The following is a 26,412-nucleotide window of genomic DNA, read 5'->3' on the forward strand; positions in this document are numbered from 1 at the left end:
GATTTCAAAGAATGCACCTTTTAGCAGCGAAATGCGTGCACCTGTTACGGTGCTTTCATTTTATATAATATCTGTCTTTTCCGCATTAAAATATTTTGAATGAAAACTTAAAAATATTCAAATATTCTCAATGACAATTTTTCCTCTGTCCACTATACTTTTCCTCGAAGAATGCACTAAAACACTCACTGTAAACAAGGAGGTTATAAAATGTACGATTACGAATTACAAAAAGCTGCGGACACTTTAATTGGCGATCTTTTTAAGGTAAAGCCGGGCGAAACTGTTGTTATCACTTGCGATTCCCTTTCATGTATGAATGTGGTAAACGCTGTTATGTCCAGCGCTCACGCTGCAGGAGCTCTTCCTATGATGATTAAGTTTCCTGCACCGGACGGCATTGGACAGGCCGCAGACCCAAAACTGCCAATTGAGCCGTTAACTGCCGCCGTATCCAACTGCGACGTATGGATTGAATTCAACCAGAAATGGCTGCTCTATTCTACCCCATACCTGCGTGCAATTGAAGCAAACAAAAAAATGCGCTACATGTGCTTGGTAGAATATACCGAAGATGTTTTGATCCGTACTTTAAAAGATCTTAACAGCGAAAAGCTGGCAGCATTTATGAATAAGGTTGCTGATTTAAACAGAGCTGCAAAGGTGACTCGCATGACGACCCCTGCAGGGACTGACGTTACCTTTGAAACCAATCCGGAACACACAATTTTAGTAGATGCAGGTCTTGCTTCAAAGAGCGGTATCTACATGATGGCAGGTCAGCTCAACGTAGTACCTAAGTTTGGTTCTGTAAACGGAACCATCGTCTTCGACGGCACCGTTACTCCTCCTTTTGGAAGAAATCCTGATGTTCCTATCAGATTAACTGTAAAGAACAGCGAAATCGTAAAAGTTGAAGGCGGCGCAGACGCAAAAGCATACGAAAAATGGTTAAAGAGCTTTGACGATCCGGGCATGCTGAAGATGGCTCATGTCGCATACGGCTTCAATCCTGGCGCGCAGCTTTCAGGTAACGTTGTTGAAGACGAAAGAGTTTGGGGCGTTACGGAGTGGGGAATCGGTTATGTAAGCCCGATTATTGCTCCACCTGATGGTCAGCAGGCGATTTCTCATACTGACGGTATTTGTATCGATACTTCCGTATGGATTGACGGCGTTCAGATTATGGATAAGGGTAAAATGGTTGACCCTGAGCTGGAAGCAATGTATCCACACAACTAAGAAACCCATACCTTGCATAGTATCCTTTTGTATGATACTTCTGCCAAAAGGGCTTCGGATAATCCTCCGAAGCCCTTTTGGGATAAAGCTATTATAACATTCGATCTATCATCGTAAGCATGGTAATACAGGTATGAAACTGGACAATATCATCTTCAAATCCTAAAATCTGGCGCAATTTGTTAATACGATACCGAATTGTTGCTTCACTCTGCCCCATAAGATTCGCCGTCTCACGGTAAGAGCCTTTGCATTGTACAAACATTTTGCATGTATTAAACAAGGTCGAGTCATTTTCACTTCGATAGATAGAAATCAAAGATTTCAGGCTGTCATAGTAACTGTATAATTCACTGCTATCCTTCAACTTCATAATCAACGTCAAAATGGATTTGTTGTCATAGACAATTCTCTTTTCCTGGAGATAATAGGCGGTATCCAGGGCAAGAAGTCCCTCATCGAGGCAAAGATTCACTTCCTTCTTGGGGTGTACTGCACTGACCCCTGCCGTATAATTGGAAAAATACTGTTCCAAATAGTTACAAAAAATTGTTTGGATTTGATTAAGCTCCTCTTCACTGTCATGACTGATTAAAAAATAATGCAGATTATCGTGGAAAATATAGACGTCCTTCTGCCTTTTTAAAAAATACGCCATCAAATCATTCTCCATCATAGGTGAATGTAGATTTCCGCGAACAATAACTATTTGCAACAGTTTTTTAAATTTAGGATTAATACTCTCTAACACCCGTTTTTTCTCTGCATCGTTAAGCTTTCCTGTATGAATTTCATTTAATTTATTCCCATTAAAAATATGGTAATACTTCTGAATGATTATATTATTAATTGTCTCCATAATAGACGCATAAGAAACTGTCCAGCTCACCATAATCAATGGCAGCTTTCCTCTATTACACTGCTCTTTTATTTCTTCGGTAATCAGGTGCGCATTCTCATCTGTGATAATCAGCGCACTGCATTGAAAATTAACCAAGACCTGAATAAATTTCGTAAACTCCTGCGGCTGTGTTGCAAATTGATCGAGACCGGAGATATACAAATCTCCCTTTTTCACAATACTTTTGTCAAAGATGCCGGATTTCACCGAACAGTCATAGACAGAGGTTCGATTGACTACATTATCAAGATACTTTTTTCCTGCAAGAACCTTCGCATTTTCAAATAACGGCTGCTTTAAAATCAGTTCTATTGTGCACAACATAACCTTCCTGCCTACCTTTCTTTCCATTTTTCACAGTATACCACAGAAATCTCTGCGGTAGAAGTATCAAAAATTAACATAAGGGCTCCGCTCAATTCCTCAAATCATTGTAGCAGAACCCCCCTCTTTTACCATTTCCGAGAAGGAAACTCCGGTTTTCTCTTGTCATAAAATGCAGCAAGGCCTTCTTTTGCGTCTTCACTGGTGAAAGCTTTGTATCCAAGCAGTGCTTCCGTCTCAAAAGCCTGCTCCAGCGGGATTTCCCGCAGCTTCAGTACTGATTCTTTCGCAGTCTGCACTGCCGTCGTACTTAGAGTGCAAAATTTCTTTGCAATTTCCATTGCCTTATCCATCACGTCCTTCGGTGCAACAACATGGTTCAGCACCCCGTAGTCAAGAGCTGTTTTGGCGCTGATTTTCTCACCCATCAAAATCAGTTCCATCGCTCTGATGTAAGGAATCTGTCTTGCCAATCTCGCCAGAGTTCCTCCTGCCGGTACAATGCCTAAAGAAACCTCCGGAAGAGCAAATGTGGCTTCGCTGGACGCTACTCGGATGTCTGACGCCAGCATAATTTCAAAGCCTCCGCCCATACAGTGTCCATTGACTGCACAAATTACAGGTTTATACATATCCACATGCTTGAGATGGGCTGGATCCCATTCGTCAATATAATGACCCTGTCCTAAATAAGGAATGGATTCTGTCAAATCCGCACCAACACAAAAGGCTTTCTCTCCTGCGCCGGTTAAAATACACGCCGCAACTTGATTATCTGCCTGCGCCTTTTTAAAGGCTTCTCCTAAATCCTCATACATCTGCAGGGTGAGAGAGTTCAATTTCTCCGGTCTGTTAAATTTTATAACGGCAATCCCGTCTTTCACTTCATAAGAGATATTTTTCATTACAGAACTCCTTTCTCACGCAATCTCTCAATCTCCGATCCAGAAAGCCCAAGGAATTCTTTATAAACCTCCTGATTGTGCTGTCCGATTTCCGGTGCTTTTCCCGATGTATCGCACGGCGTTTTGCTCAGTTTAATCGGCGTTCCGAATAATTTCCCCTGCGCACTGCCGTATGTATAATCGATAAACATCTCTCTGGCATTGAGCTGCGGATCCTCCAGCACCTGATCAATTGCATGAATTGCTGTAAGTGGTAACTTGTCGGCAAGGGCGTCCTGCAGCTCCTGACATGTATAATTAGAAAACCATTCATTTATTTTAGGCAAAACTCTTCTCTCGTACACCTCTTCGTCAAAACGTTTCGGCATGGTGTCAATTTCAGGGTCGGATAAAAGCTCCGGCTCGCCGAAGAATTCGCAGGTAGTTTTCCAAAATCTGTCTGTATAGCCACCGAAGAAAACTTCCCCGTCCTTGGCTTTAAATTTTCCGTAAGGTCTGCAAAGGGGATGATCATTGCCGAGAGGCGTCTGCACCTTGCCTCCAACAGTATAATTGGACACTGCATTTTCCGTCAGCGCCAAAGAGGAGTCCAGCTGGGCTACATCGACAAGCTGCCCCTCTCCGGTTTTTTGGGCATGAATATACGCTGACAGTGTTCCAATGGCGCCGAAAAAGGTGGCTGCCAAATCGCCGATGATCGTTCCAATTCTAGTCGGTTCCCCTGGCATACCGTTCATAGACCAAAGACCGCTGAGAGCCTGACCGCTGTTATCATAAGCAGGCCATGAGGAGTACGGTCCCGTCTGTCCAAATCCTGAAATCGCAGTATATACAATTTTAGGGTTATATTTCTTTAAATCTTCATAGCCGACGCCCAGTTTATCCATCACGCCTGCTCGATAATTTTCAATGACAATATCTGCCTTTTCAACCAGCTCTCTAAAAAGCTCCTTCCCCTTCTCCTCTTTGAGATTTAAGGTAATGGCCTGCTTATTTCGATTATACTGTGCAAAAAAGGCGCTCTGTTTTTTCTCGCCGTCTACAAGATACGGCTCAAAGTCGCGGGTATAATCCGGGTCCTTCGGATTCTCGATTTTAATGACCCGTGCGCCTAAATCTGATAAAATCATAGTCGCATAAGGGCCTGCTACTACTCTTGTTAAATCCAGTACTGTTACACCTTCTAATGGTTTCATACCTATTTCCTCCATGAATTCGTACCGAAAAACCGTAATTTCTTCGATTTTCCGGTACCTACCCAAAATAAGATTCATTACTTTACAGAATATATTTTTTGTTTAACAACATACTTTCTATTTCTTCGCTCTCTTTTCTTCCATGTCGGCAAGATAGTATTTGCCCGGTGTATGGAAGAATTCATCCTGCAGCTTAACAACCTGCGGCACCAGCCAGATAACAGCAACCATATTCGGTATGATAAACAACGCATTAAAGAAGTCATTGAGCTGATATACCACGGTCAATTCCATACCGAAGGTTACAATAATCATCGTTGCAATTGCAATAAATCTCCATGCAACACCGGCTTTTGGTGTTTTAAACAGGAACTCTGCCTGTCTTTCATCGTAGAAAATAACCACAGTAATCGTCGTAATTACAAACAGTAACACGCAAATCGCTACAAAGTAATCTCCAGCCACACCAAAGACAGTGTGAAATGCCGCCTGTCCTAAAGCGCCGGCATCAATACCGGGCATCTTCCAAACGCCTGTAGTCAGCACTGCAAGCGCTGTAGCCGTACAAACTAAAATCGTATCTACGCCTACTTCAAAAACACCCCACATTGCCTGTCTAATCGGGTGATCAACATCTGCAGCCGCATGAGCTGACGGAGCTGAACCAAATCCCGCTTCATTGGAGTACACACCCCTTGCAGAACCCCAACGCAGCGCCAGCGCTACAGTGGATCCTGCAAAGCCGCCAACGGCCGCATGCGGTGCAAAAGCATACACAAAGATGCTTCCCAGTGATGGAAGAATTTCACCAGCATTAAGTACCAGAATGATAATTACACCTAACAGGTACAACGCTGCCATAATCGGCACTGCTTTTTCCATAACCTTGGCAATTCTTTTAATTCCGCCGAAAACAATAACTGCAACAATTACTGCAACGATAATACCGAATACTGTTCCGTTAATACCAAAAACAGAAACCTGCGCACTGGCAGACAAAGTCTGAGACGCTACAGACGGAATACCTGCAATCATGGTGAAAAATGCACAGAAAATAGCGATTGCATGTCCTGCCTTTTTCCCTCCGCATAACTCCTTTACATAGCTGAAAGCGCCGCCGACCCATTCACCTTTTTCGTTTTTAGTCCTGTACTTCATACAAAGCGCAATTTCAACATACTTTGTACAGCCGCCTACAATCGCAATAATCCACATCCAGAAAATCGCTCCGGGACCGCCTAAAGCGATGGCTACCGGCACACCTACAATGTTGGAGGCTCCGATGGAGGAAGCCAAAGCAAAGCAGAGCATGCTGCTGCAAAAGAAGAAATTTTATCATCTTCCCCTTTGGCAAACATCTTTCCAAAAGTCTGTGAACAGATGTAACGGAGTTTTGTAATCTGAGGAAAACCTAAGCGAAAACTCATATACAGTCCACCGCCAACGATTAAAATCAAAATGGGGAGCCCCCAAAACCAGTTCGCACATGCGACACAAAAATTTATAATACCTTGCATAGTAAATCCTTTCTATGTATCAAAAAATATATCCTGTAAATTTAAATCTCGATCCTTATATCTATTGTTTTTTCATTTTATCATATACACAATCACCGTCTAAATAGGTTTTTTCTACAACGATTTCATCGATGCGTTGTGGATCTATTGTAAAAATATCCTCAGATATAACTGCAAAGCTGGCACGATAGCCGGCGGTCAGCTGTCCCAGATTTCTAAAACCTGCAATCTCCGCACCCTCTTTGGTATACATGCGAAGAGCAGTTTCTACATCTATGCAGTTTTCTCTGCCGCAGTCCGTTCCGTCATAGGCAGTTCTTGTTACTGCACATTTTATGTTTGGAAACGGATTTGACGGTTCTGCCCAGGATGTGGCCGGTGCGTCTGTGGACAAGGCTACTTTAACCCCACGGGCAAGCAAATGCTTAATCGGATAAATTTCCTTTATCCACTCCATTCCCAGATTGTTCCGATAGCTTTCAATCTCCGCATACATGAAAATACTTTGGGTGGAAAATGCGATGTTTTCCCTCGCCGCCCTGTCGATGGCCTGCTCTGACGGATCAGTGATATGTTCCAGCCTTATAGACGGCTTATCTGAAAGCCACTGACCCTCTCTGCATGTAATTTCAGTCATACGGTCGATGGCACGTTTTCCCATCGTGTGTACCGAAAGCTGGCAATGATTCTTCTTACAAAAGGCTATCGCACTTTCTACTTCCTCATCGCTGCAGACTGAAATGCCGTACTCCGTATCGCTGCCCAAATAAGGTCTATCCATCCAGGCAGTCCTGCCGCCTACGCTTCCATCACCGATCAATTTGATTCCGGCTTTGCGGATTTGCCGCTTTGGCTCTGCAATTTCCTCGCTCCATTTAAACTCAGGATTTTTACGAATTAAATCCCAAATATAATACATGGCTACATCTTGCTTAAAGCCTCTCTTTGCGGCTTCCTCATAGTACTCAAAATAGTCCACAGAGTCCAGATTTCCCATATCCGTCACAGCTACAATGCCCTGTGAAAGCAGTAGTTCTCCCAAAGAAACAAGACTTTCGATGACCTGCTCTTTGGATTTTTCCGGCAAAATCTCCCCAACCAGATGTCTTGCATTTTCTTTTAAAATGCCTGTAGGCTCGCCGTTTTCATCTCTGTCGATTTCCCCGCCCGGCGGGTCAGGTGTATCCTTTGTAATTCCGGCAAGTTCCAGCGCTTTACTGTTCACACTGCGAATATGGGAGCAGGAACGAAGCAGCTCCACAGGATATTCTGTCGTCGCTTTGTCCAAATCCCATCTGTTTGGGCTGCGGTGCTCTGCAAATTTTTCTTCGTCATAGCCCCAGCCCTGAATCCATTGATTTGGTTTGCTATCGCTGCTTTTCTCTCTGATAACCTCCGTAAGTTCTTCTATAGAATGTACCTTTGGAGGCAGACAGGAAATTTTAGCGGCACAGTCCGCCAAAATGACGGGGTGCATATGGCTGTCCACTAGGCCCGGTATCACCCGCTTCCCGCCTAAATCCGTAACGGGATATCCTGTTTCCGGCAAGTCCTCCTGTTTTCCAATCCATGAAATAACGCCGTCCTCTACCACAAAGCATTCTTCAAAAGGCTCCTTTGTATCTGCGGTAAATACCTTACCGTTTATGAAAACTTGATTACTCACTTTGTTCGCTCCTTTTTATTATGCCTTTTGATAGCGGTCAAATAATTCCTGTGCGTACTCTAATCTGACGTTTTTCTCCGTCACCATTTTCGCTACGATCTTCTCTAAGATCTCGCCCTTTGCGCCTACTGTATTTGCCAGATTTCTAGCGTGCAGAGACATATGGCCTCTCTGAATACCTTCTGTTGCCAGAGCCTTCATCGCAGCCAGATTATTTGCAAGACCTGCTGAGGCGATAATCTGTCCCAGCTCTGCCGCTGTCTTAACGCCCAAGATTTTTACAGCTGTCTGTGCCGCAGGGTGAATCTTTGTCGCTCCGCCTACAAGACCTACTGCCATTGGCATTTCAATACAACCAACCAAATCACCGTTTTCATTTTTCTCCCATGTGGTCAAAGAAGTGTATTTTCCATTTCTTGCTGCATAGGAATGGGCACCTGATTCGATGGCTCTAGTATCGTTTCCTGTTGCCATTACTACCGGAATAATGCCGTTCATGATGCCTTTGTTGTGGGTAGCCGCTCTATATGGGTCTGCCGCGGCAAAGGCATATGCGTTGATAATCTTATCTGCAACTTCCTCACCGCCGATAGCTTCTTTCTTCCATACTGCTCTGGATCTGACGATTCTGTGGTCAGCCAGGTTGGATAAAATTCGCAGCTCTGCAACGCCGCCTGTTAATTTTTCAATATATGGAGATACCGCTTCAGCCATGGTATTTACGGCATTTGCACCCATTGCATCTAAAGTGTCAACTAAAAGGTGTACAATGACCATCGGTCCTACGATTGAGTCGATGACTCTAACCTCTACATCCTTTGCGCCGCCGAACTTAACTAAAACCGGATCCTTTTCATTACAGATTTTGATAATCTCTTCCTTGTTTTCCAAAATAGCGCTCTTTGCAGCAAAAGGGCGTCGCCATGTCAAGGATTTGAATCTGCGCAATCATAATATTTCCAGAAGTGCTTGCAACAAAGCCGCCTGCGCCTCTTGCCATTTTTGCGGCATTACTGCAGGCTGCAATAACAGAGGGCTCTTCTGTAACCATAGGAATCACCACATCCTTACCGTTGATGACAAAGTTGATTCCAACGCCCATAGGCAAAGCAAATTTTCCGATTACATTTTCCACCATATGATCTGCTTTATCCATATCTAAAGCGTCTGCATTCTTAAGAATCTCCTGCTCCTTGGCGGAAAGCGCTGCGAACTCCGCAACTTCTTTCATTCTTTCTTCTACGGATAATTTGAAAAATCCTGAATAACTGCTTGTTTTCATTTCTTTACTCTCCTAACTCTTTCATTGAGGCGGTAAAGGAGTCCAGGGTTCTTCCCAGAATTCTTTCCACCATCTGCTCAATTTGGTAACACTTCTTTTCATCAATCCCTGTTTCAATACCCATTGTATTTAACATAGATACGAAGTCGCATGTTTCCACAAGGCCTGTACGCTTTGTATCAAAGTAATATGAGCCAATCCCTTTCACCGGCACACGGTCTACAATATTTGCTACCTGACCGCCGATTCCGCCCAGGGTGCAGTCAAAGGTTTCAACGCCTGCTTCCATCGCCGCATAGTAGGACGCCATTCCCATTCCTCTCACATCGTGCACATGGAAAGAATGCATGGACGTATCCGGATAGGCTTTCATCACATGTGAAAAGTAGTTATAAACCCTCTCCGGATCTGCAATGCCGTCAGGATCGGAGTGTTCAATCTCGTCAAATCCGATATCAAAGGCTCTGTCTACAAATTCATATGCCCTTTCTATAGGGACTTCTCCCTGAATCGGACAGCCGAAAATGGTTCCGATATTCGCAAAGACTTTTTTAATTCCCAGGGAATGGAGAAATTTTACGTTCTTCTCCGCCTCAAGGAAAAGCTCTTCATGGGTTCTGTTCATATTCTTTCTGGCATAAGCCTCGCTGGTCGCCAGCTGTCCGCAGAGAACTCTATCTATCTGAACACCTTCTTCAAGAGCCTGCGCAACTCGCTCGCAAGCCTTTGTATTCAGCGCAAGAACCGTGTACTCCACATCCTCACGGTGAGGAAGACATTTCAGAACTTCTAAAATGTCTTTGAATTGGGGCACGTACTTAATATGACTGAACGTGCCGATTTCAATCCGCTTAAAGCCGGCATTCATCAGTCTTTCCGCAATCCAAAGCTTCGCCTCAGTTGGCACAAACAGCTCTTCATGCTGAAATCCGTCTCGAAGAGTTACATCAATTACATCAATCTGTTTTGGTAAATTCTTCTTCACACTTTCATCTCCTTCAATTCCTTTTTACGATTACCTATCGCAAAGGGTATGCCAACCGAGAATTCTAAAAAAAGCACAACAAAAAACGCTTGAATTTCAAGCGTTTCATTGATTTTACATATTTATTGCAGCTTGGTTCCATCCTGGAATATCTGTAAAAAAATATTTATTTATAAAAATATTTTTATAAATAAATATTTTTTATGGGATATGCCCAGCTTTTTTAAGCGATACTGCAGCTTTTGCGGCGAGATATCAAGGCGTGCTGCCACATCACTCAGTTTTTCTTCCTGCTCCATTATCATCTCTATAATTTCTTTCTCATAGGCTTTAAGCATATCCTCTAAGCTGTGCTGACTGCCCGGCTCTATTTTTTGAATTCCCAGCGGTGCAGGTTTATGCTCCGGTATTTTTACCTTCTGTTCATCACTGATTGTTTTTACAAGCTGCATTCTTCGAAACAAAGGATTTACACTTTCCAAACTAATTTGCGCCTTCTTCTCAAGATTAAATGCGCTTTCGATGATGTTTTTCAGTTCCCGCACATTACCCGGCCAATCCCATTGAACAAAAACCTGCTCAGTTAAAGAACTGATACCCTTAATGCTCCGATTCATCTTTTCATTATAATAAGCGATAAAATGCTCCGCCAAAAGAAGAATATCCTCTGGTCGCTGTCGCAAAGGCGGAATTTCAATCTGGAGAACGCAAATGCGATAATACAAGTCCTCACGAATCCGCTTTTCTCTCAAAAGTTTTTCCAAAGGCTCGTTGGTAGCACAAATCAGCCTCACATTAAACGGAATATCTTTGCTGCCCCCGATTCGTCTCACTTTTTGTTCTTCAATTGCTTTCAAAAGTTTTGCCTGCATCCCTAAGTCGAGGGAATTGATTTCATCAAGAAACAGTGTGCCGCCGCTTGCCATTTCAAAAAGCCCTTCTCTGGACTCTGCCCCGGTAAAGCCGCCCTTTTCCGTTCCGAAAAACATACTTTCCAAAAGATGTGGGGGAATCGCTGCACAGTTTTGTGCAATGAAATTCTTGGCTCTTCTCTTTCCCTCTGAATGGATTGATTCAGCAATCATCTCTTTCCCGGTGCCTGTTTCCCCGTAAATCATCACCGGAGAATCGCTGTTGCTGACTTCTAAAATCAACGCCTTGATTTCTTCCATTTTTTTATTCTGCGTAATAATATCGTCTGTTACATACAGCTTCTGCTTAATATACTCCGAAGTCTTTAAATTCTGCAAATAGAGAAGCTGCGCCACATTAGCAGCGCCTACAATCAAGCCATTTTCCACAATCGGATAGGTACTGCCTCGAAGTACCATCAATGCTTCCACGTTAAGACCTGAGGCTCGTCTATGGACATTTTTCCCGTCTTAAGAGTCTGCAATACAGTGCTTGTCTCTTCAGATAATTCTTCATAAAAATCCGTCAGGTGTTCGCCTATAATCGACCTCTCCCACTCCGGAATGACAGAATTAGACATTCTTCCAAACCATGTGCTGTATTCCACAATCCCATTCTTATTGACAATTAGAATACCATCATATTTGGTGTTATCAATCTGCATAATTTGATTCAGTTTGTTAATAAGTCCGCCCATGAAGAAATCTTCTTTTTCAGCGATTTACGTACCTAACGTTGATATTAGTATACCATGAGTAGAAGCCTATTTCCAATAAGGAATTTTGCTGGATACTTATTCTTCCATCTCTAAATTCAGGCGCTGTAAAATATCTCTAATAATGCCTTCGTCCTGAATAAAATTGATATCAAAACATTTTGCTGTAGCTCCACGTTGCTAATTTCCTCAAATAAATAAGCATTGCTTGTAATAAATCGCCGCATTTCTACAAAGCACGTATAATACCAATGCTTGCCAGCATCGCCTCACAACGATTTTGCCTTTTAAATTACAATCATACGATTAGCACATCTTGACGAAGTTTCCAGTAGTTTTGGTTATATTTTCTCAAAAAAATTTTACATTTTTTTATAAAAACCAATTTGACCCATTATTTTTCAACGATAACTATTTCATATTTCCATAAAATTTCTAACCGTTTTTATCTTCTCCTACTGGACAAACCGCCCTGTCTATGGTAAAATTTAGAAAATCATGTAAAATTAAAGAAAGGACAAGATTGCAATGAAAAAGAAAGTATTTCGTTTAATTGGACTGCTTTTAATCGTTATGATGGCAACCACATCACTGTCCTTTGCCGCCACGTCCAAGCAGACTCCAATCACCAAGCCTACCGTCACCGTAAAGAACATAGACGACAATTACCTGAAAGTTTCATGGAGCAAACGCACCAAGGCAGTCAAATACAATGTTTACCGCGCCACGTCCAAGAGCGGCACTTATAAAAAAATCGCTACTACTACCAGAACCTACTACAACGACAAAACCGTTGATAATAACAAGACCTACTACTATAAGGTTAAAGCACTCGGTAAGTCTTCCAAATATAACAGCAAAATGAGCATCCCTAAGTCCGGCAAAATCAGTTTCGCTGGAGAAATCCGGGTATCGAAAGAATACTTTAACCTGACGCCGGAAAATCCGTCCTTTAAGATTTATGTCAAAGGAATTAATACTGAGGACGATTTAACCTTAGCTTATGACGATTACTATATCGAACTAGAAATTGAGGATGCCAATGACACAGGCTGGTATCCGATCACCGTAACCTGTCTGCTTGCGCCAGAGGATTATTATTCCGGAGAGGAAACAGAAATCGAACTCTACTTTGAAAAGCACGAACGTCTTTATAAGAAAATCGTTACTGTTTACTTCTTCGAAAATGAAGGCGAACTCGCCGCATAAACATATGAATGACAACATTAAAAGGGACCGGCTCAAGATGAGTCAGTCCCTTTCTATTACTTTAGCTGCGCAGAAATTCTAAAAGTGACGCAGGTTCTAATTTATAAACCAGCTTGCGTCCCTCTTTTTCGATAGCGATAGGTACACCAGAGTTGATCAAATCCATAACATATGAGTGCGCAGCAGATACCCCAACCCGCAAAAGTCCGGCAAGCTGGCTTTTACCTAAAGGCTCGTTGGAAAAGATTGCATTCTGTATCAAAAACCATAAAACATCAATGGTTCTTCTGCGCTCGTTTTCATTACATCCGTCATATTTTATTTTCAGCGCTTTCCTATATGCATTCAGCATATCTCTTCCCTCTTCCAGCTTCTCTATGAGCGAATCAATTGACCTTTCTACAACTTCAGAAAAATAGATGAGAAAATAGGTCAGTTCTCCTCTGTTCAGCCCATTGTTACAAATATCAAAAGCTTTATAATACTCGCTTTTGTTCTCCTTAATAGTGTAGGCAAGGCGAAGAGCAGTCAGCGTGTTGAACTCTTTTTTCAAAAGATAACTGCTCAGGAATCTGCTCAATCTTCCGTTTCCGTCATAAAATGGATGCACGTAGCCAATCATGTAATGCAAAATAGCAACCTTATGAAGGTTCAGAATGTCCTGCCGCTTAAAAAGCGCCAGCGTCTGATCTATATATTCGATGATTTTCTGTTCTGGATAGACGCCTTTGTGTTTTACCTGCTGCGTACCAGAGATAACTTCCGCCAAATCTTTTCTGAAAATCTCTCCGTCCGGCCAGTTTGGCTTCTCAATCTCAGCAAGAACAATTTCGTCATACAGATTCCGAACATCCTGACTCGTCTCCAGGGCAATTTCATAAGGTGCACTCCCATTCTCCAGGAACATGTATTTTTCAACGAGTCCGGCGAACCGTCCTTTCTTGGGTGCATGCTCATCTGTCTCCATGACGCTGATAATTTCTTTGCGCGTACTTCTTATTCCTTCGATATCGTTAGTAATGATAATTTCATCGATCAGGCAGTTTCTCTCGTAAAACTTATATGCGACCCCAGGAAGCACAGCGCAGAGCTTTTCAAGCTGCGCAAATTTTTTATAAAGGCGTGCCATCTGCAACGCAAATTCCGGGTGATTCACATAAAAGGCCTCATAGTCACCAATCTGAAAACCCAGAGAAATCGTATCCGCTCGATTTTTTCGTGCAGCAAATTCAGTCTCAAAAATATCTTTATTTTTATAATAAATCTTACTCAGAAGTTCATAACCCATAAAAATACGTCCTTTCAGATAGTTTTTACTATATTTTATCATCTAACTATCAAAAAATCAATATTTTCGAGAGTTAATTTTATTATATGCGATTTTCCTGAAACATATTCTTCTTTTTGAGACTTTTCGCTTACGCTTTCCGCACTCTCCCCAGCACCACATATACGCCAATGAGAATCACCACAGCGCCGCCAAGCACCAGATACATCGCAGGCTCTGTGACCTCGTGTCCGCAAAATTCAAGATTACTGTCAAAAGCGCCGCGCAAACCGTCCACCGCCTGAGAGGGCAGCACCTCCTCCATGGCTTCATATGTGCCGCGCATCAGGTGGCTGTGCAAAAGCGCAGTGCCATAAGTGCCGGGCAGAAATGAAATAAATTTTTGAATGCCTTCTGAAAACTGAGAAACCGGCATATAGGCGCCACAAATAAATCCGTATCCTGCACTGACGATTGTGCCGACCGCAGACATCTGACCCTGCGTTGAAAGAAAGTGGTTAATCACTGACGAAAGCGCCGTGCCAAACATGGTCAACAGCACCACATCCAGACAAGTCAAAAGCACATCTTCCCCTGACAAATACCATCCCAAACTCCTCAGATAAACAAGGCACGCGCCCAGCGCCACAACGCATATGATCAGCGTAGAGATTGCCGTGGAAATATAATATCCCATAGCAAGAGTGCCGTGACCAACCGGCGCCATGGTCAAATCGATCCTTGCACCCGTCACCTTATCCTGTACCATCAGCATGTTAGCACAAAAAGCCACAGTCACACAGCAAACCGCTAGAAGGGAGGAAAAAAGCCAGCCGCCAACAAATCCCTCGACCAAACTGCTATCCAGCTCTGTAACTCCAGGAATATCAGCAACAGTCGCATCCAGACTATCCCGGTACACATTGCCCAAAAACGTTACAAATAGCACCAGCAAAATCAGCGGTGTAATCAGCGATGTGAAGAACATTCCCTTATCCTTAAAAAACAACTTTGTGTTTCGCCACACTAGCGCATTTAATCCCTTCATTTTTCTTCCCCTCCTTGTAGAGCCTTGCCCGTTACCGCAAGAAATACATCATCCATTTTTCCCTTCGTAATCTCATAATCCGTAAAAAGCTTCGGCTTCGCTACAATAAAACTCGTTGCCGCCGCTGTATCCGCAACCGTCAGCCGGTAGCCACCAGGTACTTTTTCATACGGCACACCAAAACCTGCTGCTTGCTCCTCTGAGATACCATACATGATAATAAAGTCACCTGTATAAGCGTTCTTCAGTGCAAGTGGCGTTCCCTCCGCAGCAATTTTTCCGCTGTCCAAAATCACCACATAATCCGCCTCTGCCGCTTCCTCCATGTAGTGGGTTGTCAGAAATACCGTCATGTTCTCTTTGCGGCGAAGTTCGCGCACCACATCCCAAAGAAGCCTTCTCGTCTGTGGATCAAGACCCGTCGTCGGCTCATCCAGCACCAGAATGCCAGGCTTATGTAAAAGCGCCCTGGCGATATCAATGCGCCGTCTCTGACCACCCGAAAGCTTTCCCACGGTTCTCTTCAGCAGATCGCCGAAATCCAGCAGCTCTGCAAGCTCTGCGAGTCTTTCCTCAAAGGCTTTTCCGCAAATACCGTAAAGCGCTGCTCTGCTTTTCAGATTGTCGCGCACAGAAAGCGCTTTATCCAGCACCGAATTCTGAAACACTACGCCCAGCTCCCGCTTTACAGCACTCATACTTTCATCGGTATTTTTGCCATCGACAAGTACCGTTCCGGCGTCTTTCGAAAGCTGACCGCAAATAATGGAAATCGTCGTGCTCTTGCCTGCACCGTTGACACCCAGAAAAGCGAACAACTCTCCCTCTTTCACGTGAAAGCTCAAATCCTGTACCGCCTTCACATCACCAAAGCTTTTGCTCAGATGTTCGATCTCAATGATATGCTTCATCTCTTTCCCTCGTTTCCTTTAATTCTTTATTGATTGTATCTGCAATTTTTTGATCGCCCAAATAGGTCAGCCACCGTACCAAACCATCAATAACTAACACTGTGATAAAAAAGAGAACCCCTCCAATCAAATCCTCATACATATTAATGATTCTGCCCGCCGTCATCAAAACCGCTAAAAGCAAAATCGTATGTGCAATAGTGCGATTCTTCCATTGTTTCGTGCTCAGTTCTTCTCCGCTGTAGTAAACAGCGCCCGGCAAAATTGCAAAAATGGAAAAAATTCCACAATGCCAAAGATAATCAATTTCCAGCATCATAATCGGCGGCGTATTAACAAATTTACAGAAAAATAAGGTCGCCGCCATGGTGCATGTATAACATATGAAAAATTGCAGCAGCATCATTCGCACTAATTCTCGCATATTCATATCTATCGTCCTCCTATAGTCCCATTTTCTTTTTCAAAGCATTGACATACTGCCTTGAAACGATAACCTTTTCGCCGTTCAGCAGTGTCACTTCAAACCGTCCCGAAAGGGACGGCTTAATAAAGTCAATTTTATCCCCATTGAGTACCATGGATTTGGATGTTCTCAAAAATTTAGTTTCAGCGCTCAGCCTTTCGAACTCATAAAGCCTTAATTTACTTTCAAAGACGCAGTCTTTACAATATAGAAAGGACTTTCCGTCCACAACTTCAAAATAGTATACCTCATCAAAAGAAAGGCGATGAATTTCCCCATTGCGATAAGCTGTAAGACCGGACTGTAAATTTTCTATCTGATGCACCAGTCTCTGCAAATCATCGCTGACCTCATAACATCGGAGGATAATTTCTTCTTCCTGCCCTTTTGCTATTTGTTCTACCCTGATTCTCACATTCCACCTCCTGCACCAATCCTATCACATCCCTAAAAAGAAGTAAACAACGCAGCAATAAGCTGTAGAAAATCCGCCTTAAGTGGTAATACGCTCATAAAAATGCGAAAAATGTCGAAAATACGCTCATGAAAATGTGATTTTCATAAAAAATACGCTCATGAAAGTGTTGTTCTTTTCTTAACATCGTGTTACACTATACCTGAAAGGAAAATTATCATGAAATACTTAGAACGAAAAGCTGACAAATATCTGCTTTCCTGGAAAGCTCAGCCAAGCCGCCTTCCCCTTATCATAAAAGGTGCAAGGCAAATTGGAAAAACAGAAACAATTCGCAAATTTGCTTTTGAAAACTACGATCATGTTGTAGAAATCAATTTTGTTACAGAACCAAAGTATAAAACCATCATCGAAAATGGATTTTCTGCTGATGAAATTGTCAAACTTATTACCCTAATTGATCCAAGCAAGAAATTTTATGCCGGAAAAACCCTTCTCTTTTTTGATGAAATTCAAGATTTTCCTGAAATAGCAACATCTTTAAAATTTTTCAAAGAAGATGGTCGATTCGATGTTATCTGCTCTGGCTCTCTTTTAGGCATCCAATACAAGCACATTGCCAGTATCAGTGTCGGCTATAAAATGGATTATCAGATGCACTCTTTGGATTTTGAGGAGTTCCTCTGGGCAAAGGGATATTGCTCTGATACCACAGATGACATCCTTTCCCACATGCTGAATGGAAAAGCCTTTTCATCATTAGAATACGATATCTACTCAAAACTATTTTTGGAATTTTGTATTCTCGGCGGCATGCCCAATATTGTATCAAAATACATTGAGCAAAATCATTTTCAGGACTCCCTCGCCCTGCAGAGGCAGCTGCTGATTGACTATGAAAGCGATGTCAGAAAATATGCAGAGGGCCTTGACCAAACTAAAATCATTAACGTCTATCGCTCTATCCCTGCGCAGCTTGCAAAAGAAAACAAGAAATTTCAGTATTCCAAAGTGGTAAAAGGCGCCCGGTCAAAGGAATACATAGGGTGTATCGACTGGCTCAGCGACGCAGGGCTCATTAACATTTGCTACTGCATGAGTTTTCCAGAACTTCCTTTAAAAGGAAACATTGATGAAAATAAATTCAAAGTATATGTTTCCGATACAGGGCTTCTCGTTGCCTCCCTTGACGATGAAGCACAAGAAGATTTGCGTGCCAATAGAAACCTCGGTGTTTACAAAGGTGCATTATATGAGAACTTTGCTGCGGAAGCTTTGATCAAGCAGGGATACAGTCTGTATTACTATAAGAAGGAAAACTCGACATTAGAAGAAGATTTCTTTATTCGTTCAGCAAACGAACTGATTCCCGTCGAAATCAAATCAAATCACAACCGCTCTAAATCTTTGCAGCAGTTGATTACAAGCGAACACTATCCCGATATTTGCCATGGAATCAAATTTACAGCTGGAAATATCGGTCATAACGATCCAATTTACACCTTTCCGTACTTCTGTCTGTTTATGCTAAAACGCTTTATGAGCGAGCAGCAGTTTTTTCAATAATTAAAACCCCTGACGGTACAGCATTATCATCATTGCCGCTGCCCCAGGGGTTTTACTATTTCACAATTCAAACTGCCTATGCTGTTTCTGCAAACCTTTTCACAAAGCGCAAAATCAGTTCTACACACTTCTCCATTTCCTGTACATTGGCAAACTCTGTGACTGCTCAGTATCACAGCAAATACATAAGCCAGCACGTAGTTACCCTCACCCCAGCAATTGCAAGCCATTGCCCCATGATAGGGAATCAAAAACAGAATAAGGCTGCTTCTCAGGTTGTCGATATAGCGTATTCTCTCCATAAAACCTCACCGGTACGCAAAACTACATCTTAATCTTCCTACAAATATTATCCAGCTTCTCCTCTACTTTCTGCACATCTCCCTGGGAACACAGCAAAATCAGCTTATCGCCGCCCCGCAGCACGGTACTGCCGCTGGGCACGATTTCCCTACTCTCTCGTTCCACAGAGACTACCAGACAGCCCGGCGGCAGCAGCATTTTTTCGATCTTTTCACCGTCCATACGGCTGCCGATATAAACCTGCGCTTCCATCAGCACCTTGTGTCCGCGGGTTTCCTCTGTAGTCCCGTAAGCTGTCTGCTTTGAAAGCATGCGAGAAAGAAGCTGATCGTAAATAGGCTTTCCATGGAGCAGGTCCGCTGTAATATAAGCAGCCAGCGCCACTGTCGCAACAGAAAGGAAATTTTTAAAGTCACCTGACATCTCCGTAATCAGAATGATACCGGTAACCGGCGCACGCACAATTGCAGAAAACAGTCCCGCCATGCCCAGGATTACAAAATTGGCAAGGTAAATATCCTCGAATCCGAAAATATTTCCGGCTCCCACTGTAAAGAGCCCGCCACTGATTGCGCCCAGTACCAAAAGAGGCAGAAATATACCGCCCGGCACGCCGGAGCCGAAGCTCATCATGGAAAAACAGAATTTCAGTATCAAAAGCACCGCCAGCATAGACAGTCCAAAGTTTCCGGCAGCAACTTCCGTTACCAGCCCATGACCGCTGCCAAGGGCGTAAGGAAAAAATGCCGCCAGTCCTATAACGCAGACGAAAGGCACTGCAATGCGCATAGAGCGCCGCGGCAATCTGTCATAAGCATCCTGCACCTTTGCAGTGACCCAGTTATAAAATACGCCGAAGACGCCCAGCGCAATCCCCAGAAGAATAATCATCCAGTACCGGGACAGCGGCAGTTTTCCCTCTACAGACAAGCCGAATACCGGGCTAAGCCCAAAGATATAGGAAGAAACAAAATCGCTGGCAATGGACGCCGCCATGGTGGACAGCAGTATTTCCGTGGAAAAATTTTTATGCAGTTCTTCCAGAGAAAAGACCACGCCGGCAAGAGGTGCACCGAAAGCGCCGGCAAGACCTGCACCAGCGCCGCAGGTCATGAGCATTTTCTCCTCAGTGCGAAGTCTGCCCGACAGACGTGAAAAGCCCTTTCCAACCATAGCCCCCAGCTGAATGCTCGGGCCTTCACGACCGAGAGAAAGTCCTGCGCCGATTGCACAGACGCCGCCGATAAACTTGGCACAGATGACTTGCCACCAGTTTTGTTCCATCTGTCCCAGCAGCTCCCCTTTGACCTGGGGAATGCCGGAACCGGTGCACAGAGGCACCCTGCGGCTTGCGTACCAGACCACTATATAAGCGCAGATCAGCGCTGCCAATGCGCAAATAAGGCTGCTCACCCCACCAGTTTTCACTGCAAGAAGAACAGAGCCTCTGAGAGACTCTGCCTGTTCAAGACCCATGCGGAAAGAAGATACCAATAGCCCGGTCAAAAGACCGACCCCAATCCCCTCTACAATGAGCCTGTATTTTGAAGTTTCAAATCGTTCTAACGTAATTTTCGTCTTGTTCTTCATCTTAATTCGTATATAAGTTAGTGGTAACGTATTCCGGGTCGCAGGTTACATCAATGCCCAGAGCGCGCAGTGTCTGCTCGTCACGGTCACTCAAAATCGCAGTGCAGTGGGCACGGCAGCCTTTCAAAAGCGGCAGCTTGCTGACTGCAACGGATGCAAATGGATTCTGTGTGCCGGATACGGTCAATGCCATGAGAACCTCTTCGCAGTTCAGGCTTGTCCTATCATAGTCCAGAATATCTGTCTTCAGCTTCTGGGTAGTTTCTAACACCTGCGGTGTGATAATCAGCATGTCATCGGCAAGACCGGATAATTTCTTAATCGCGTTGAGGATTGCCGCTGCTGCCGCAACCATACGGCGGGAGCTTCTTCCTGTTACAATAGAACCGTCCGGCATCTCGATTGCCATAACGACCACATTTTCGTAGCGCTTGTCGCAGTTTCTCTTTTTCTCAGCGTAATCTCTGGCAGGCTGCACCACCTTACGGTCGGACACATCTTTGCCCACTTCTTTCATCAAAAGCTTCGCCCGTTCCAGACAGCCCTCAGAAATAATCCCTTTCTTGTAATCAACCTCTGCCAAAAGATATCTTCTGATGATCTCCTGACAAGCGGCTTCACGACAGACTTCATCATCATTGATGACAAAACCGATTCTATTTACACCCATATCGGTCGGAGATTTATACTCGGCTTCCTCGCCTGTAATCTTTTCGATGATTCGCTTTACAACCGGAAAGACCTCTAGATCGCGGTTATAGTTGACTGCCGTTTCCCCATAGGCTTCCAAATGGAAAGAGTCGATCATGTTAACGTCCTTTAAATCCACTGTTGCTGCCTCGTAAGCAATATTTAGAGGATGCTTCAGCGGCAGATTCCAAATCGGAAAGGTTTCAAACTTAGCATATCTCGCCTTAGTTCCTCTGATAAAATCATGATAAAGCTGGGAAAGACTGGTCGCCAGCTTACCGCTGCCGCCTCCAGGTCCTGTAATCACAACCAGCGGTTTAGAAACCTCAATATATGGATTTGCACCGTAGCCCTCCGGGCTTACGATGGTGTCCACATCGGTCGGATATCCTTTTGTGAATCTGTGTTTGTAGGTTTTGATATTGCGGCGTTCCAGTTTGTTAATGAACGTATTGACAGCCGGCGCATCCTCGTATCTGGTTACAACGACGCTGTTGATGGCAAGATCGTACTTTCTGAAGGTGTCGATGAGACGCAGAACCTCCAGGTCATATGTAATACCGAAATCCTGACGAGTCTTGCTGGTCATAATATCGCCTGCATAAATGCAGATAATAATCTCCGCCTGATCTTTCATATGCTGCAGAAGCTTAATCTTCGCATTTTCATCAAATCCCGGCAGCACGCGCATCGCATGCTTATCGTGAACCAGCTTGCCGCCGAACTCCAAATAAAGCCTTTCTGCATTACCGTGATTAATTCGCTCTAAAATATACTTCGACTGCTCTTCAATGTACTTTTCTGGATCAAAACCTTTTTTTAACATGAATTCCTCCGTTCTTTATCTATTTGTGTTACTTTATGAAAATTTTATATTGACAACTGCACTGCCCAAAGCACGGTTGTAACTATCATCGCAGCGATGATGAGCACCACCAGCACCTGTGCGATTCGTCTTCTTTTCTTATCCATCTTGTAAATCCCCTTTCCTGCTGTTTCACTGAGTTACTTCGATTTTCAGTTTGTTGCGCCCTTCCGCAATACCTCCAAGATTCACCTGATAGTCAATGCAGATATCTCCGAATCCGTCTTCCGACAGGTTATTTTCAACCTCATTGGTCAAAAGCTCCATCTCCAAATTTCCATAGGGCGTGTGATAGCTGCTGCTAAAACGCTTTCCTTTTTCAAATACCAGTTCCGTGCCAGCCCCTGCGCCGCTGCCAATTCTGCGCATACGAATGCAGTCATCGGTCAGCTTCAGGGTCGTCTTGCAGCCCGGAAAGCCGGAAAATTCGCTCTCGTCATACATCAAATATCTTGCGCCGTCGCGCTCGTACAGTTTCCCCTCAGTAATGAACTCCATGCGGTCTTCGTCATTCTCAGAGAACTGTCTGCCTGTTATTTTTAGCATAATATCTCTCATAACCAAACTCCACAATCCTTTCAATCAATTCTGTAAATCCGACGCCCATTTCTTCCCACATCTTCGGAAACATGCTGTATTTGGTAAAGCCGGGTATCGTGTTAATCTCGTTTATGTAAACTTCTCCAGTTTTTTTATCTACAAAGAAATCAATTCTGGAAAATCCGCTGCAGTCACAAGCCCTATAAGCTTCTTTCGCCAGAGTGCGAATTCTTTCATAGGTCAGTTTAGGAAGCTGCGCCGGAATGGAAATCTCCGTACCCGAATCGTCGGTGTACTTGGCGGCATAATCGTAGAAATCAAGCTTTGCAACGATTTCTCCCACTGCGGCAACCTGCGGCTTGTGATTTCCGATAACACCGGTTTCTACCTCTCTGCAGTCGATCCCCTCTTCAATAATAATACGCCTGTCATATTTTGCAGCAAGGAGAAGCGCCTGCCTCAGCTCATCTGCATTTCTTACCTTGGAAATGCCCACGCTGGAACCCATATTGGAAGGCTTGACAAACATGACATACGGCAATTCTGCTTCAATGTCCGCTATGATTTCCTCCATGTGTTCTGCAAGGTCTTCGCTGTACACCAGCTTGTATCTGCTGGTCGGAAGCCCCGCCTCTTCAAAGATTTTCTTTGCGGAAACTTTATCCATACACAGCGCCGATGCCAGCACCCCGCAGCCGGCATAAGGCATATCCAGCATTTCAAAAAGTCCCTGAATCGTGCCGTCCTCGCCATAAGGTCCGTGAAGCACCGGAAAGATAAAATCTGCAAGGTCCTTTAGCTGAGATACTGTAATGTCCTCAGCTGTTTCCTCCCATGCTCCGGAAGGAATCTCCGAAAGCTCGCCCAGGTACAGCTTCCACTGACCTTCTCTCGTAATTCCAATCATGACCACCTGATACTTATTTCTGTCGATGGCTTCGATGACTGAAGCTGCGGACAGCAGTGATACCTCGTGCTCGCCTGAACGGCCGCCAAAGATTACTCCTATTCTTTTCATAATAATCCCCCTACCTTACATTTGCTCATAAATACGCTCAAGATGCGCTTTGTCAAAGAAATATTTCTTCTCGCAGAACTGGCACACAAGCTCAGCCTGCCCGTCTTCATCGATAATCTCACGCAAATCCTTTCTGCCGATGGTCATAAGGATCTGTTCCAGCCTTTCTTCACTGCAGTCACACTCCCACCTGATTTCTCTGGTTTCTGTCTTGTCCGGCATAAATTCTTCCGGCATATCTTTAAAAATCTCCTCCAGCAAGTCAAGTACAATACCTTCTTCGGTTTTTCCGGCGGAGCGAACCATGACTTTCTCAATGCTGGTTGTCATCGGCGGCATTTTACCAATCATGTCTTCCAGCGCTGTCACCGATTCCTCCAAAGCACCCGGCAGCATCTTGATAATCATACCGCCAGCGCAGAGCACCTTTCGCTCTCTGGAAATTTTAACCCCCAGCGCTACGGAAGCGTTCTGCTGTTCGGAAATATAGTGGTAGGCAGTCAGGTCATCTGCGATTTCACCGGAAACCAAAGCGATCGTTCCTACATATGGCTCCTTCATGCCCAAGTCTTTAATCACTGTCAGATCTCCAACACCAAGGCTTGCGCCTACATCCAGATGTCCGTCTGCGCGAAGAGGCAGCTCTACATCGGGATTAGAGATATACCCCTTAACTCTGCCGTCTCCATAGGCAGTTGCCAAAATCTGTCTGGCAGGTCCGTCTCCTTTAAACTGTACAGTCAGCTTATTTTCTTCGCTCTTAAGATCCAGGCTCATCAGTCCCGCACCGGTAAGAACTCTACCCAGCGCCGCTGTAGCAAGGGGCGTGGTATTATGGATTTTTCGGGCTTCTTCTACCATGTCGGTGGTGATAGTCAGGCTGACACTGTAAGAGCCGCTTTTGTCGATTGCTGTAATTACTTTGCTCATATTCTATGTTTAACCTCTCGTTTATTAATTCACACATTCAATCATATATTTTATCATACTCTTGACAATTTTAACACAAAAAAACCACATTTTTCAGCTATAATTTGGGTATATTAAGAGAAAAAGATTTTTTACATCAGAAAGGCAGGAATTCAAATGGATAACTGGGATAACAATAATGAACATAGAGAACCAAATTTCGTCATGGTAGGCGACTGTTCACCTAAGACTGAAACTGAATATTCGCCTGATCCAGAACCTGTACAGAAGCCCCTGTACGATCAGCCGCAGAGCGAGTATGCGGGACAGACGGGTTATACTTACTATCAGCAAACACCGCCTGCCCCTCCGAAAAAGAAAAAAAAGGATCCAAAATACATTACCCGCAGGGCTTTTGTCATCACGCTAATCTGCTGTATGCTGGCAACCTCAGGGCTGACCATTGGCGGCTATACACTGCTGGCTGACTCCGGACTGGTAAGCGGCGGCGGAAAAACCGTTTCTGCAACCAACTACACTCTGGCAAAAGCTACTGGAAGTGAGAAGTCCGTACAGGAAATCATTGCCCAGAACGAAAACGCAGTAGTTGAAATCAGAACAGAATCCGTCGCTATGGATAACTGGCTGCAAAACTACGTAACCCAAGGTGCAGGCAGTGGCGTCATCGTAGATACCAAAGGCTACATCCTAACCTGCAACCACGTTATCGACGGCGCTTCCAAAATTACGGTCACATTGAAAGACGGTACAGAACTGGATGCAAAAGTAGTCGGTAGCGATGCACAGAACGATATCGCAGTGTTGAAAGTCAATGCAAAGAATCTGACCGCTGCTTCTTACGGAGACAGTTCCCAGCTGTCGGTAGGTGATATGGTTGTGGCTATCGGAAATCCTCTGGGTCAGCTGGGAGGAAGCGCTTCCAGCGGTATCATCAGTGCACTGGACAGAACGATCACCGTAGAGGGCAGAGAAATGACCCTGCTGCAGACCGATACTTCCATCAATCCGGGCAACTCCGGCGGCGGACTCTTCGACCAGTATGGCAACTTAATCGGTATTGTCGTAGCTAAATCTTCCGGCTCCGATGTAGAAGGTCTGGGCTTTGCCATCCCAATCGCAAAAGCTGCTGAAATCGCCAAAGACCTCATCGAAAACGGTCACGTTACCAATCGTGCAGCAATCGGCATCTCCGTTCTGGATGCTTCCAGTGCAGAAGTTGCAATGCAGTATGGTCTGCGCATGACAGGTGTTTACATTCAGGAAGTCACCGGCAGCGAAGCACAGAAGGCCGGATTTAAAGCAGGCGACATGATTTACTACGTAGAGGACACCAAGATTGAAAATCAGGCAAGTTTGGTCAGCGCACTGAACAAACACAAGCCTGGCGATAAAATCAAGGTCACCGTCATTCGTGACAACCAGACCGTTGAAATCACTACTACCCTGATAGAAGCAACCGAATAAACGTTTCATCTATATTGATGCACCGCTGTCAAAATTGTCAGCGGTGCTTTTTTGTTGCAGTCATGGTTGCGGCTGCAGCTTAACCCAAATAAGGTTTTTTTCAAAAAAATGTATAAGCAACTCTCTAAATCTTAACCGAAAATCAACAAATCGACAAAAAATGTATAAGAACATCGAACTGAGATCGGGCTGCAGCCTTCCCAATTAATCCACTCTACCCATCTGCAGCCGACTGGCAGACCAATTTAAGTATAAAACTTGCATTTTACGTATTTTTTTAGAGTTTTTGCTGACATCTTGCACAATATGCAAGCCAAAACAGATTGCTGACCAGACCTTAGGCAGACCTAGACCAAATAGGTTATACATTTTTTTGAAAAAATCCCCATTTAGGTTAAGTTCCACTCCGTTTTCAACATTCCTTTTTCGCCGCATATACGCTCGCTGTATGCCCTTGACAAACATACCGTTGGTATGTTATCTTT

The 26,412-nt window shown here is 44.1% G+C and carries 24 protein-coding genes; 4 read left to right on the forward strand and 20 right to left on the reverse strand.

Going from position 1 to position 26,412, the window contains the following annotated elements; all coding sequences use genetic code 11:
- The first annotated feature begins 210 nt into the window (after positions 1-210).
- Complete coding sequence (locus D1151_RS08385; RefSeq protein ID WP_160201675.1) at positions 211-1,242, forward strand: aminopeptidase; 1,032 nt, start codon at positions 211-213, stop codon at positions 1,240-1,242.
- Between the two features lie 91 nt (positions 1,243-1,333).
- Here the strand turns inward: D1151_RS08385 and D1151_RS08390 are convergent, their stop codons facing one another.
- From D1151_RS08390 to D1151_RS08430, 10 genes are all read right to left on the reverse strand, one after another.
- Positions 1,334-2,467, reverse strand: coding sequence for a PucR family transcriptional regulator (locus D1151_RS08390; protein WP_161908590.1), 1,134 nt, complete (start codon positions 2,465-2,467; stop codon positions 1,334-1,336).
- Positions 2,468-2,595: 128 nt separating this feature from the next.
- A complete protein-coding gene (locus tag D1151_RS08395) occupies positions 2,596-3,372 on the reverse strand; it encodes an enoyl-CoA hydratase/isomerase family protein (protein ID WP_161908591.1) in 777 nt (258 codons plus the stop codon).
- A complete protein-coding gene (locus D1151_RS08400; protein ID WP_201759548.1) occupies positions 3,372-4,568 on the reverse strand; it encodes a CaiB/BaiF CoA-transferase family protein in 1,197 nt (398 codons plus the stop codon). The genes D1151_RS08395 and D1151_RS08400 overlap by 1 nt, the downstream gene beginning before the upstream one ends.
- A gap of 117 nt (positions 4,569-4,685) precedes the next feature.
- Entirely contained in the window at positions 4,686-5,879 is a 1,194-nt protein-coding gene (locus D1151_RS08405; protein ID WP_330588318.1) for an amino acid carrier protein, read from the reverse strand.
- A gap of 267 nt (positions 5,880-6,146) precedes the next feature.
- Positions 6,147-7,751, reverse strand: a complete 1,605-nt coding sequence (locus D1151_RS08410) for an amidohydrolase (RefSeq protein WP_161908592.1) — start codon at positions 7,749-7,751, stop codon at positions 6,147-6,149.
- 18 nt (positions 7,752-7,769) lie between these two features.
- A complete protein-coding gene (locus tag D1151_RS08415; RefSeq protein ID WP_243151185.1) occupies positions 7,770-8,642 on the reverse strand; it encodes a hydroxymethylglutaryl-CoA reductase, degradative in 873 nt (290 codons plus the stop codon).
- Entirely contained in the window at positions 8,608-9,033 is a 426-nt protein-coding gene (locus D1151_RS16890) for a hypothetical protein (RefSeq protein ID WP_243151186.1), read from the reverse strand. Before D1151_RS16890 ends, D1151_RS08415 begins: the two co-directional genes overlap by 35 nt.
- Positions 9,034-9,037: 4 nt before the next feature.
- The gene (locus D1151_RS08420; protein ID WP_160201670.1) at positions 9,038-10,018 is read right to left on the reverse strand and encodes a hydroxymethylglutaryl-CoA lyase; all 981 of its coding nucleotides are present in this window, start codon (positions 10,016-10,018) and stop codon (positions 9,038-9,040) included.
- A 170-nt stretch (positions 10,019-10,188) separates the two neighbouring features.
- On the reverse strand, positions 10,189-11,349 hold the full coding sequence (locus D1151_RS08425) for a sigma-54-dependent Fis family transcriptional regulator (RefSeq protein ID WP_161908593.1): 1,161 nt from the start codon (positions 11,347-11,349) through the stop codon (positions 10,189-10,191).
- Complete coding sequence (locus D1151_RS08430; RefSeq protein ID WP_160201668.1) at positions 11,349-11,627, reverse strand: hypothetical protein; 279 nt, start codon at positions 11,625-11,627, stop codon at positions 11,349-11,351. The genes D1151_RS08425 and D1151_RS08430 overlap by 1 nt, the downstream gene beginning before the upstream one ends.
- 546 nt (positions 11,628-12,173) lie before the next feature.
- Here D1151_RS08430 and D1151_RS08435 point away from each other — a divergent pair.
- Positions 12,174-12,854, forward strand: a complete 681-nt coding sequence (locus tag D1151_RS08435; RefSeq protein ID WP_160201667.1) for a hypothetical protein — start codon at positions 12,174-12,176, stop codon at positions 12,852-12,854.
- 61 nt (positions 12,855-12,915) lie between these two features.
- On the opposite strand, the gene D1151_RS08440 is transcribed toward D1151_RS08435, so the two are convergent.
- From D1151_RS08440 to D1151_RS08460, 5 genes are all read right to left on the reverse strand, one after another.
- Positions 12,916-14,142, reverse strand: a complete 1,227-nt coding sequence (locus D1151_RS08440) for a Fic family protein (protein ID WP_161908594.1) — start codon at positions 14,140-14,142, stop codon at positions 12,916-12,918.
- 130 nt (positions 14,143-14,272) lie between these two features.
- A complete protein-coding gene (locus D1151_RS08445) occupies positions 14,273-15,169 on the reverse strand; it encodes an ABC transporter permease (RefSeq protein ID WP_161908595.1) in 897 nt (298 codons plus the stop codon).
- Positions 15,166-16,080: an ABC transporter ATP-binding protein gene (locus tag D1151_RS08450; protein ID WP_161908596.1), complete on the reverse strand. Its 915-nt coding sequence runs from the start codon at positions 16,078-16,080 to the stop codon at positions 15,166-15,168. Before D1151_RS08450 ends, D1151_RS08445 begins: the two co-directional genes overlap by 4 nt.
- Entirely contained in the window at positions 16,064-16,510 is a 447-nt protein-coding gene (locus tag D1151_RS08455; protein ID WP_161908597.1) for a hypothetical protein, read from the reverse strand. The genes D1151_RS08450 and D1151_RS08455 overlap by 17 nt, the downstream gene beginning before the upstream one ends.
- A gap of 13 nt (positions 16,511-16,523) precedes the next feature.
- A complete protein-coding gene (locus D1151_RS08460; RefSeq protein ID WP_161908598.1) occupies positions 16,524-16,961 on the reverse strand; it encodes a LytTR family DNA-binding domain-containing protein in 438 nt (145 codons plus the stop codon).
- Positions 16,962-17,180: 219 nt separating this feature from the next.
- Between D1151_RS08460 and D1151_RS08465 the strand changes: the two genes are divergently transcribed.
- On the forward strand, positions 17,181-18,527 hold the full coding sequence (locus D1151_RS08465) for an ATP-binding protein (protein ID WP_161908599.1): 1,347 nt from the start codon (positions 17,181-17,183) through the stop codon (positions 18,525-18,527).
- A 324-nt stretch (positions 18,528-18,851) separates the two neighbouring features.
- On the opposite strand, the gene D1151_RS08470 is transcribed toward D1151_RS08465, so the two are convergent.
- The 5 genes from D1151_RS08470 to hslO form a co-directional block, all read right to left on the reverse strand.
- A complete protein-coding gene (locus D1151_RS08470) occupies positions 18,852-20,420 on the reverse strand; it encodes a ClC family H(+)/Cl(-) exchange transporter (RefSeq protein WP_161908600.1) in 1,569 nt (522 codons plus the stop codon).
- A 1-nt stretch (position 20,421) separates the two neighbouring features.
- Positions 20,422-21,936, reverse strand: coding sequence for a DUF1846 domain-containing protein (locus tag D1151_RS08475; RefSeq protein WP_161908601.1), 1,515 nt, complete (start codon positions 21,934-21,936; stop codon positions 20,422-20,424).
- A 171-nt stretch (positions 21,937-22,107) separates the two neighbouring features.
- Complete coding sequence (locus tag D1151_RS08480; protein ID WP_160201658.1) at positions 22,108-22,521, reverse strand: DUF1934 domain-containing protein; 414 nt, start codon at positions 22,519-22,521, stop codon at positions 22,108-22,110.
- Positions 22,490-23,533, reverse strand: a complete 1,044-nt coding sequence (locus D1151_RS08485) for a D-alanine--D-alanine ligase family protein (protein ID WP_202620404.1) — start codon at positions 23,531-23,533, stop codon at positions 22,490-22,492. The genes D1151_RS08480 and D1151_RS08485 overlap by 32 nt, the downstream gene beginning before the upstream one ends.
- A 15-nt stretch (positions 23,534-23,548) precedes the next feature.
- The gene (hslO, locus tag D1151_RS08490; protein ID WP_161908602.1) at positions 23,549-24,463 is read right to left on the reverse strand and encodes an Hsp33 family molecular chaperone HslO; all 915 of its coding nucleotides are present in this window, start codon (positions 24,461-24,463) and stop codon (positions 23,549-23,551) included.
- Positions 24,464-24,619: 156 nt separating this feature from the next.
- Here hslO and D1151_RS08495 point away from each other — a divergent pair, with 156 nt between their 5' ends.
- Complete coding sequence (locus D1151_RS08495; protein ID WP_161908603.1) at positions 24,620-25,927, forward strand: S1C family serine protease; 1,308 nt, start codon at positions 24,620-24,622, stop codon at positions 25,925-25,927.
- Positions 25,928-26,412: the final 485 nt, after the last annotated feature.

Source organism: Emergencia sp. 1XD21-10, assembly GCF_009936045.1.
Taxonomy (GTDB): domain Bacteria; phylum Bacillota; class Clostridia; order Peptostreptococcales; family Anaerovoracaceae; genus Senimuribacter; species Senimuribacter intestinalis.

Bases quoted from the DNA above. Each gene is read 5' to 3' on its own strand.
- D1151_RS08385 (WP_160201675.1), top strand. From the start codon at position 211: ATGTACGATTACGAATTACAAAAAGCTGCGGACACTTTAATTGGCGAT.
- D1151_RS08390 (WP_161908590.1), bottom strand. From the start codon at position 2,467: ATGTTGTGCACAATAGAACTGATTTTAAAGCAGCCGTTATTTGAAAAT.
- D1151_RS08395 (WP_161908591.1), bottom strand. From the start codon at position 3,372: ATGAAAAATATCTCTTATGAAGTGAAAGACGGGATTGCCGTTATAAAA.
- D1151_RS08400 (WP_201759548.1), bottom strand. From the start codon at position 4,568: ATGAAACCATTAGAAGGTGTAACAGTACTGGATTTAACAAGAGTAGTA.
- D1151_RS08405 (WP_330588318.1), bottom strand. From the start codon at position 5,879: ATGCTCTGCTTTGCTTTGGCTTCCTCCATCGGAGCCTCCAACATTGTA.
- D1151_RS16890 (WP_243151186.1), bottom strand. From the start codon at position 9,033: ATGAAAACAAGCAGTTATTCAGGATTTTTCAAATTATCCGTAGAAGAA.
- D1151_RS08425 (WP_161908593.1), bottom strand. From the start codon at position 11,349: ATGGTACTTCGAGGCAGTACCTATCCGATTGTGGAAAATGGCTTGATT.
- D1151_RS08430 (WP_160201668.1), bottom strand. From the start codon at position 11,627: ATGGGCGGACTTATTAACAAACTGAATCAAATTATGCAGATTGATAAC.
- D1151_RS08435 (WP_160201667.1), top strand. From the start codon at position 12,174: ATGAAAAAGAAAGTATTTCGTTTAATTGGACTGCTTTTAATCGTTATG.
- D1151_RS08440 (WP_161908594.1), bottom strand. From the start codon at position 14,142: ATGGGTTATGAACTTCTGAGTAAGATTTATTATAAAAATAAAGATATT.
- D1151_RS08445 (WP_161908595.1), bottom strand. From the start codon at position 15,169: ATGAAGGGATTAAATGCGCTAGTGTGGCGAAACACAAAGTTGTTTTTT.
- D1151_RS08450 (WP_161908596.1), bottom strand. From the start codon at position 16,080: ATGAAGCATATCATTGAGATCGAACATCTGAGCAAAAGCTTTGGTGAT.
- D1151_RS08455 (WP_161908597.1), bottom strand. From the start codon at position 16,510: ATGAATATGCGAGAATTAGTGCGAATGATGCTGCTGCAATTTTTCATA.
- D1151_RS08465 (WP_161908599.1), top strand. From the start codon at position 17,181: ATGAAATACTTAGAACGAAAAGCTGACAAATATCTGCTTTCCTGGAAA.
- D1151_RS08470 (WP_161908600.1), bottom strand. From the start codon at position 20,420: ATGAAGAACAAGACGAAAATTACGTTAGAACGATTTGAAACTTCAAAA.
- D1151_RS08475 (WP_161908601.1), bottom strand. From the start codon at position 21,936: ATGTTAAAAAAAGGTTTTGATCCAGAAAAGTACATTGAAGAGCAGTCG.
- D1151_RS08480 (WP_160201658.1), bottom strand. From the start codon at position 22,521: ATGCTAAAAATAACAGGCAGACAGTTCTCTGAGAATGACGAAGACCGC.
- D1151_RS08485 (WP_202620404.1), bottom strand. From the start codon at position 23,533: ATGAAAAGAATAGGAGTAATCTTTGGCGGCCGTTCAGGCGAGCACGAG.
- hslO (WP_161908602.1), bottom strand. From the start codon at position 24,463: ATGAGCAAAGTAATTACAGCAATCGACAAAAGCGGCTCTTACAGTGTC.
- D1151_RS08495 (WP_161908603.1), top strand. From the start codon at position 24,620: ATGGATAACTGGGATAACAATAATGAACATAGAGAACCAAATTTCGTC.